Source organism: Streptomyces sp. OfavH-34-F, from assembly GCF_022347745.1.
Classification (GTDB): Bacteria; Actinomycetota; Actinomycetes; order Streptomycetales; family Streptomycetaceae; genus Streptomyces.
In genome coordinates, this window is sequence record NZ_JAKRGC010000278.1 from 1 (window position 1) to 8,580 (window position 8,580).

Sequence of the window (8,580 nt, forward strand, 5' to 3'; positions counted from 1 at the left end):
CCTGGCCGCGCCAGTCGGCCCACTGGGCGGCGATGGCGTCCGCGCCCATCCGCCGCTGGGCCGGTCCCCACTCCTCCGTGTCCGGCGGCGACAGCGTGGCGGGAGCGTCCCCGTCCGCGCCCGGATCGGCCACCGGGTCGTGCGGCGCGGGCACCCCCGGCGCCGCGACGGCGAGCGCGAGGGGCCAGCCGGGGAGCGCGCAGACCACCGACCGGTCGTCCGGCGAGAGGTCGTACTCCATCCCGCAGTCCCAGGAGGCGATGGCCACCGCCACCAGGGACACGTCGTCCACGACGACCGTCCACCGTGCGCCGTCCCCGTCCTGACCCAGGACGAGCCCGTACCCCTCGGCGTACGGCTCCAGCCGCAGTGCCGCGCACGCCGCCGGGTAGTCGTCGCCGAGCACGCCGGGGAACTGCGCGGGGGTCAGCAGGACAGCGGTCAGCACATACAGCGCGTCGTCGTCGGCGACCGCGTCGTCCGTCCCGGCCACTGGGCCCTCCTCCGTCGGGGGATGTCGTCGGCGCACCTTAACCAGTGAGTAACCCCCTAGTCGAGGGCCCCGGCCACCCGAACCGGCCACCTGGACCCGGCCACCCCGAAGCGGCCCCCGCGCACCCGCCTCAGCGGTCGGCGGTCACCCCGAGCAGGTCCCGCGCCACCGTCTGCGGCGACTCGCCCCGTTCGCGGGCCAGTGCGATCAGCGCCCGGCAGGCCAGTTCACCGACCCCGAAGGAGAGCTGCTCCGGCGAGACCCAGCCGCTCGCCTCGTCCATCCGCTCCTCGTCGTCCTCGGCCGACGCCGCGACGAAGACGGCGGCCGCCTCGAAGAGATTGTGCTGCCGGCGCACGGGCTCCGGCCGGGCCGCCGCCGTACGGCCGCCACCGCGGCCCGCGGACACGGCCCTGCGCAGAGCACCGAATATCCCCGTCATGGGAAACCGCCTTCCGTCAACCTGAGTACGCGCGTGCGTCGCGCGTACTCACCGTCCTGCCCGCCGACGTACGCTGGGACACTCGACCTGGACAAGGGGGACGGTGCGGTGAAGCGTTACGACCGGCTGAAGGAGATCCAACGCCTCGACCCGGAACGGGACTTCCTGGAGATCTACCGGATCTCCGTGACGTACGAGTTCCCGTGGGACGTCACCCGCGCCCTCGAACTCGCCCTGTACCGCACCTATGCCGTCCCCAGCATCGGCAGACTCCTCGCCGAGACAGCCGAACTGACGGACCGTACGCAGAAGCGCTACGACGACACCGCGCTGCTCCTCGACGCGGTCGTCGAGCACGGCTTCGACAGCGACCCGGGCCGCACGGCCCTGCGCCGGATCAACCGGATGCACGCCGCCTACGACATCAGCAACGACGACATGCGCTACGTGCTGTGCACCTTCGTCGTCGTCCCGAAGCGGTGGCTCGACGCCTACGGCTGGCGCCGGCTCAGCGACCACGAACTGCGGGCATTCGCCGCGTACTACAGGACGCTCGGCGCCCGCATGGGCATCAAGGACCTGCCGCAGACCTACGAGGACTTCGAGCACACCCTCGACACCTACGAGCACGCCCACTTCGGTTTCGACGAGGGCGCCCGCGCCGTCTCGGACGCCACGCTGGACCTGATGGCCTCCTGGTACCCCCGCCCGCTCGCCCCCTTGGTGCGCGGCGCGAGCCTCGCCCTGCTGGACGACCCGCTGCTGCGCGCCTTCCGCTACGAGCGCCCGGCCGCCGCGGCCCGAGGCCTCACCCGGGGCGCGCTGCGGCTGCGCGCCCGCGCCGTACGGCTCATGCCACCCCGCCGCAGGCCGCACTACGCCCGGCAGAACCCGGAGATCAAGGGCTACCCGGACGGCTACGAGGTGGCCTCGCTCGGTACGTTCCCCACGCCGGGGGTCCGGGGCTGCCCCGTCCGCGACCTGGCCGGCCCCGGAACCCGGGCGGAGTGACGGACGAAGGCGCCGGACCGCCCCCGCCGCCGGCCCGCGCTACCGTCTCGGCTCGGTCCGGCGCAGCTGCCCCAGCTCGTCGTTCATCGCCTCCAGGAAACGGACCACCACCCGCAGCTCGTCCTCGTCGAACCGCCTGCGCGCCGCATCCGTGCCCGCCGCCAGCGGCCTGAAGAAGTCACGGGCCACGTGCTTCGCCGGCGCCGCGTAGTGAAGATGCACCACCCGCCGGTCGCCGCTGTCCCGCACCCGCCGGATGTGCCCCGCACGCTCCAGCCGGTCCAGACACGCCGTCACCGCACCCGACGTGAGATCCAGCCGCTCGCGCAGCCGCCCCGGTGTCATCGCCCGCCCCTCCTCGCCCGGGTCCGCGTCCAGGATGGCGACCAGCGCCTGCACATCCGTCGGGTGCAACCCCTGCGTCTGCGCGAACTCGTGCGTGATGCGGTTGAACTCGCTGTTCATGCGGCGCAGCAGCACGGCGAACGACTGGAGGCCCGTGGGCCCGCCGTCCGTGCCTCTGTCCGGTCCCTCGTCCGTGGTGCGCATGCGCCTAGACTAATATTTCTTGATGATTGAGATAATCAATCATCGAGAAATCCATGCACTGTGTGTCCCGCGTCGACCCCTGGGGAAGCAATGAAGCCCGCACCGAGGCACCGCGCCGTCCGATGGCTGGTGCCCCTCGCCCTCCTTGTCGTCTGGCTCGGAATCGGAGGAACACTCGGCCCCTACGCCGGAAAACTCGGCGAGGTGGCGACCAACGACCGGGCGGCCTTCCTGCCGCGCAGCGCCGAGTCCACCAAGGTCGCGGACGAGCAGAAGGCGTTCCAGAAGTCCGGCACCGTGCCCGCGATCGTGGTGTGGACCGGCTCCGAAGGCACCCTCCCGGCCGGGGCACGGGCCGCGGCGACCAAGGCACTCGCCTCGCTGGACGGGAAGCCCGGCGTCGTCGGTACCCCCTCGCCCGCCCTGCCCTCCGAGGACGGCGAAGCCCTCTCGGGCGTCGTGCAGCTGCGCTCCGACCTCGGCGACGAACTGCCCGCCACCCTCGACGAGGTGCGCGACGCGGCCCGTACGGTGCCGGGCACCACCGCCCAGCTCGCCGGACCGGCCGCGACCCAGGCCGACCTCAAGGACGCGTTCGCCGGCATCGACGGCCTCCTGCTGGGAGTGGCCCTGGCCGCCGTCCTGGTGATCCTGCTGCTGGTCTACCGCAGTGTGCTGCTGCCGTTCCTGATCATCATCAGTTCCGTCTTCGCCCTGGGGCTCGCCTGCGGCATCGTCTACGTCCTCGCGGACCGGGACGTCGTCCTCGTGGACGGCCAGGTCCAGGGCATCCTCTCGATCCTGGTCATCGGCGCGGCCACCGACTACGCGCTCCTGCTCACCGCCCGCTTCCGGGAGGAACTGGCGAGGCACGGCGACCGGACCACCGCCGCGCTCGCCGCGCTGCGCCGCTCCTTCGGCGCCATCGTCGCCAGCGCCGCGACCGTGGCCCTCGGCCTCCTGGCGCTGCTGCTCAGCGACCTGACGAACAACCGCGCCCTGGGGCCCGTCGGTGCCATCGGCATCGTGTGCGCCGTGCTGAGCACGATGACGTTCCTGCCCGCCGTCCTGGTGCTGTGCGGGCGCGCCGCCTACTGGCCGGCCAAGCCGCGCCCCGCGGACGAGGCCACCGGCGGACACGGCGTCTGGCGCCGGATCGCCGCGCGCGTGGACGGCTCCCCGCGCAAGGTGTGGCTCTCCTGCGCGGTGGTCCTGCTCGCGTGCGCCGCGTTCGCGCCCACGCTGAAGTCGCACGGCGTGCCGCTCGACGAGATCTTCGTCAACGACGCCCCGTCCGTCTCCGCCCAGGCCACGCTCGGCAAGCACTTCCCCGGCGGCTCCGGCAACCCGGCCGTCGTCGTCGCCGACGCCGGACAGGCCGAGGCGGTGACTGCGGCGGCGGAGAAGACCCCCGGCGTCGCCTCCGCCGCACCGGTCACCGCGTCCGGCCGGCCGGGCGGGGGAGCCCCGCTCGTCGTGGACGGACGGGTGCGCATCGACGTGACCCTCAAGGACGCGGCGGACAGCGACGCGGCCACGGAGACCGTCAAGCGCCTGCGCACCGCCGTCCATGCCGTGCCCGGCGCGGACGCGCTCGTCGGCGGCTACACCGCCCAGCAGTACGACACCCAGCACACGGCCGAACGGGACCGCTCCGTCATCGTGCCGGTGGTGCTCGTCATCATCCTGCTCATCCTGATGGGCCTGCTCAGGTCCGTCCTGGTGCCCGTGCTGCTGGTGGCGACCGTGGGCCTCAACTTCCTGGCCACCCTCGGCGTGGCGTCGCTGGTCTTCGAGCACGGCTTCGGCTTCAGCGGCACGGACGCCTCGGTGCCCCTGTACGGGTTCGTGTTCCTGGTGGCGCTCGGCGTCGACTACAACATCTTCCTGATGTCGCGGGTCCGTGAGGAGGCCCTGGAACACGGGGCGCGCCAGGGCATGCTGCGGGGCCTCGTCAGCACCGGCGGCGTCATCACGTCGGCGGGCGTGGTCCTGGCGGCCACCTTCGCCGCGCTCATCGTCATCCCGCTGGCGTTCCTCGCCCAGATCGCGTTCATCGTGGCGTTCGGCGTGCTGCTGGACACGCTGGTGGTGCGGTCGCTGCTGGCACCCGCCCTCGTCGTGGACATCGGGCCCACGGCGTGGTGGCCGAGCGCCATCGGGCGGGGCACGCGGGGCAAGGAGCCGTCCGCCTCCGCGTGACGCCCGCGCCGTACGCGCTCCGGCCCGGCCACCGCTGACGCGTGGCCGGGCCGGAGCGCGTGGCCGTCCCTCAGACGTTGACGCCGAAGTCCTTCGCGATGCCCGCCAGGCCGGAGGCGTAACCCTGCCCGACCGCGCGGAACTTCCACTCGCCGCCGTGCCGGTACAGTTCGCCGAAGACCATCGCGGTCTCCGTCGACGCGTCCTCACTGAGGTCGTAACGGGCCAGCTCCACCCCGTTGGCCTGGTTCACGACGCGGATGAACGCGTTGCGCACCTGGCCGAAGCTCTGCCCACGGGCCTGCGCGTCGTGGATGGAGACCGGGAAGACTATCTTCGACACCTCCAGCGGGACCGCCGCGAGGTTCACGTTGATGGACTCGTCGTCGCCCTCGCCCTCACCGGTGAGGTTGTCGCCGGTGTGCTGGACGGAGCCGTCCGGGCTGTTGAGGTTGTTGTAGAAGACGAAGTGCAGGTCGGAGACGACCTTGCCGCTGTCGCCGCAGAGCAGCGCGCTGGCGTCCAGGTCGTGGTCCGCGCCCGTCGTCGTGCGTACGTCCCAGCCCAGGCCGACCGTCACCGCGGTCAGGCCGGGCGCCTCCTTCGACAAGGAGACGTTGCCGCCCTTGGCCAGGGTCACACCCATGAACTTCCTCCAATGGTCCAGTGGTTCACCGACCGGCATCCGCGCGTTCCCGGCGGGTGACGGTCCGGCCGTCACCCGGAACGAACGACGGCTGTGCCCTACTCTTCAGGAATCGCGAGGATTTGCCCAGGGCGTCGGCACCGTCCGCCCCGATTACCCGGTGGGCGGACGGGGAAGGCGTCGATCCCCGGCCGTCTCTCTCACGACCGTAGAACCGCACGACCGCATGACCGAACGGGGTGGCCCATGGCACGCAGGAACAGAGGGACCGGGGCCGGCGGGAGGGGCAGCCGGCTGCGGCGCACGGCGGTGTCCGCCCTGTCCTTCCTCATCCTGCTGGTCGCCGGCGTCGGCTGGGGGTACCTGAAACTGACCGGCAACATCGACACGTTCAGCGACGACGGTGTCTCCGGCGACCGGCCGCCCGGTTCGGCCGGCGGCCAGAACGTCCTCGTCATCGGGTCGGACACCCGCTCGGGCAGCAACAAGGGACTCGGCGGCGGTACGGGCGCGGTGGGCCGCTCCGACACGGTGCTCCTCCTTCACGTCTACGCCGACCGCAGACACGCCGTCGCCGTCTCCGTGCCCCGCGACGCCATGGTGGACATCCCCGCCTGCCGCAAACCGGACGGCAGCTGGACGCGGCCCCAGCCCCACAGCCAGTTCAACGGGGCGTTCTCGGTGGGGGAGACCGCCGAGGGCAACCCGGCATGCACCCAGAACACCGTGGAACATCTGACCGGGTTGCGGGTCGACCACACGGTGGTCATCGACTTCGCAGGGTTCTCCGCGCTCACCTCGGCGGTCGGCGGTGTACCGGTGTGCCTGCCGAAGGACATCTACCAGCGCGACCTCAACCCCAAGCGCCCGACGCGGGGTTCGCTGGTGTTTCCCGAGGGACCGCAGACCGTCTCCGGGCAGCGGGCCCTGGACTACGTCCGCCTGCGGCACGGCATCGGCGACGGGTCCGACATAGGGCGTATCAAACGCCAGCAGGCGTTCGTCGCCTCCCTGGTGAAGAAGATCAAGTCGCGCGGGATGAACCCCACCACCCTGCTGCCGCTGGCCGACGCGGCGACGGACGCCATGACGGTCGACGAAGGGCTCGGATCGGCCGAGAAACTGCTCTCCTTCGCCCTCTCGATGAAGAACATCGACCTGCACAACACCAAGTTCGTCACCGTCCCCTGGCGCTACGAGGGCGAGCGTGTCGCCGTCGTCGAACCGGACGCCGACGCCCTGTGGGCCGCGCTGAAGGCCGACCGCCCCCTCGACGGAGGGACGAAGTCCGCCCCGCCCGCGAAGCCCTCGCAGACCCCCGTCCTGGGCAGGGGCATCGCGGTCGCCGTCTACAACGGCACCACGGTGAACGGGCTCGCGGCCAGGGCCGCCGACCTGCTGCGCGCCCACGACTTCACCGTCACCGGCACCGCCACCGCGCAGGACCAGAGCCGCACCGGCACCGTCGTCACCTACGGCCCGGGCCTGCGCGAGGAGGCCCGGGCGACGGCGCGGCTCTTCCCCGGCGCCCGGGTCACCGAGTCCGGCACCGCGGGCGTCCAGGTCACCGTCGGACAGGACTACGCGGACGAGCCCGCGCCGGCACCCGCCGACGCCTCCGCCGCCCCGGCCTCCGAGGTGCCCGCCGCCGTCGCCGACGAGGCCCGCTCGGCCGACGACGACCCGTGCGAGAACCTCTCCTACGGCTGAGCCCGGTCTGCGTTCCGGGGTGGATGCACCGAGTGGCGTGCTTGCCCCCGGGTGACCCGTGCGCAAGGCTGGCACACGAGCGAGGCACGGGGAACGCGTGAACGGGGAGGAAAAGCATGGCGCTTGACAGGGGACTCGACTGGCTCCTCGACGATCTCACCCATCGCGTGGAGCACATACGGCACGCACTGGTGCTCTCCAACGACGGCCTGGTGACCGGTGCGAGCGCCGGACTGGCCCGTGAGGACGCCGAGCACCTGGCGGCCGTCTCATCGGGGCTGCACAGCCTGGCCCGGGGATCGGGGCGGCACTTCCGGGCCGGACGGGCCCGGCAGACCATGGTGGAGTTCGACGAGGCGTTGCTGTTCGTGACGGCGGCGGGCGAAGGCAGCTGCCTGTGCGTCCTGAGCGAGGCTGAGTCGGACGTCGGTCAGGTCGCGTACGAGATGACGCTGCTGGTCAACCGGGTGGGACAGCACCTCGGGGTGGATTCCAGGCAGGACGGGGACGGGGGAGTCAGCCGGCTCTGACGCATCGGCACACACCGCTGCCGCCGGGCCCGTGGAGTTATCCACAGGCTCGGCGGCAGCAGGCTTTCCCGGACTACTCTGATCACGGAGAGTGAGAATTCCGAGCGGGGGAGTGACGCCATGTCAACGACGAACATGTCCGGGGTGCCGAGGAACGACGCTTCGCGAGAGGGCTCCGCGGACACGGTCTCCGCGAGCCGTGCCGCGGCGGAACTCGCACTCAAACCGAGCGAGTTCGACCTCGCGGTCCTTCTCGGGGAGGTAGCGGCGGTCAGCGGAGCGGACGGCCGGCCACGGGTCGGGGTGCGGGAGATCGAGCGGCTGCGCGCCCGGGAGGGGTTTCCCGACGCACTGCGCGACCGGGTGCGCACGGTGGGAACGGCGGAGGGCGCCCGGCTGCTCGGCGTCAGCCCGGCCCGCTTCACCCGGCTGGCCCGGACCGGCTGCCTCACACCCGTCGCCTTCTACCTCAACCGCTACCGCGCGGTCGTCTGGATCTACCTCGCACGGGAGGTTCGGGCGCTGGCGGACCGATCGCCCGAACTGCTCGTGGGCAACAGCCCGCCGTGGATGCGCGGCCTGCTGGACGCCGGGGGCGACCTGCGGCCCCGCAACTGGCGCTCGCGCCGGATCGAGCGGCTGCTCGCCCTCACCGACGACCCGTGGACGCGCGCGGCGATCGTCGCCCAGGGCCTGGACCCGGGCCAGTTGGCGGACGTGGTGGACGACCCCCGGGAACGGGCCCGCCTCGGCAGACTCCGGGGCGAGGCGGTGGTCGGCCGCAGGCCATCGGCGGCGGGGCGCGAGGCGATGACCCGGCTGATGCACGCGGACGCACCCGACGAGATCCTCTGGCGCCGGATCACTCTCAGCGCGGAACTGGACGCCGCCCGCGCACACCCCGCGTCCCCGCACCCGGGCGACGCACCTCGGCCGGGACCGGCCACCGGTCCGGTCGCGCCGCCCGTCGCGTCCGTCGCGCCCGGCGCCTCGACCG

At 72.4% G+C, this 8,580-nt stretch carries 8 protein-coding genes and 1 pseudogene; 5 read left to right on the forward strand and 4 right to left on the reverse strand.

The window, feature by feature from the left end; genetic code table 11:
- Both MHW47_RS28060 and MHW47_RS28065 read right to left on the reverse strand, forming a co-directional pair.
- A pseudogene (locus tag MHW47_RS28060) lies at window positions 1–493 on the reverse strand (hypothetical protein); the annotation flags it as partial.
- A gap of 130 nt (window positions 494–623) precedes the next feature.
- Entirely contained in the window at window positions 624–935 is a 312-nt protein-coding gene (locus MHW47_RS28065; protein ID WP_239226559.1) for a hypothetical protein, read from the reverse strand.
- Between the two features lie 108 nt (window positions 936–1,043).
- On the opposite strand from MHW47_RS28065, the gene MHW47_RS28070 reads away from it, so the two are divergent.
- Entirely contained in the window at window positions 1,044–1,946 is a 903-nt protein-coding gene (locus tag MHW47_RS28070; RefSeq protein WP_239226560.1) for an oxygenase MpaB family protein, read from the forward strand.
- 39 nt (window positions 1,947–1,985) lie between these two features.
- On the opposite strand, the gene MHW47_RS28075 is transcribed toward MHW47_RS28070, so the two are convergent.
- Window positions 1,986–2,495 carry a MarR family winged helix-turn-helix transcriptional regulator gene (locus MHW47_RS28075; RefSeq protein WP_239226561.1) on the reverse strand — a complete coding sequence of 170 codons (510 nt, stop codon included), beginning with the start codon at window positions 2,493–2,495 and terminating at the stop codon, window positions 1,986–1,988.
- Between the two features lie 90 nt (window positions 2,496–2,585).
- Here MHW47_RS28075 and MHW47_RS28080 point away from each other — a divergent pair, with 90 nt between their 5' ends.
- Window positions 2,586–4,697 (forward strand): MMPL family transporter, encoded by a 2,112-nt coding sequence (locus tag MHW47_RS28080; protein WP_239226562.1) that lies wholly within the window; start codon window positions 2,586–2,588, stop codon window positions 4,695–4,697.
- Window positions 4,698–4,767: 70 nt separating this feature from the next.
- Here MHW47_RS28080 and MHW47_RS28085 read toward each other — a convergent pair whose 3' ends face one another.
- Window positions 4,768–5,343 carry a TerD family protein gene (locus MHW47_RS28085; protein ID WP_239226563.1) on the reverse strand — a complete coding sequence of 192 codons (576 nt, stop codon included), beginning with the start codon at window positions 5,341–5,343 and terminating at the stop codon, window positions 4,768–4,770.
- A 309-nt stretch (window positions 5,344–5,652) separates the two neighbouring features.
- On the opposite strand from MHW47_RS28085, the gene MHW47_RS28090 reads away from it, so the two are divergent.
- From MHW47_RS28090 to MHW47_RS28100, 3 genes are all read left to right on the forward strand, one after another.
- Entirely contained in the window at window positions 5,653–7,053 is a 1,401-nt protein-coding gene (locus tag MHW47_RS28090; RefSeq protein ID WP_308381722.1) for an LCP family protein, read from the forward strand.
- 116 nt (window positions 7,054–7,169) lie between these two features.
- Window positions 7,170–7,583, forward strand: a complete 414-nt coding sequence (locus MHW47_RS28095) for a roadblock/LC7 domain-containing protein (protein WP_239226565.1) — start codon at window positions 7,170–7,172, stop codon at window positions 7,581–7,583.
- A gap of 120 nt (window positions 7,584–7,703) precedes the next feature.
- Window positions 7,704–8,580, forward strand: an 877-nt coding sequence (locus MHW47_RS28100) for a DUF6397 family protein (RefSeq protein ID WP_374230160.1), incomplete at its 3' end; no start/stop codon positions are given.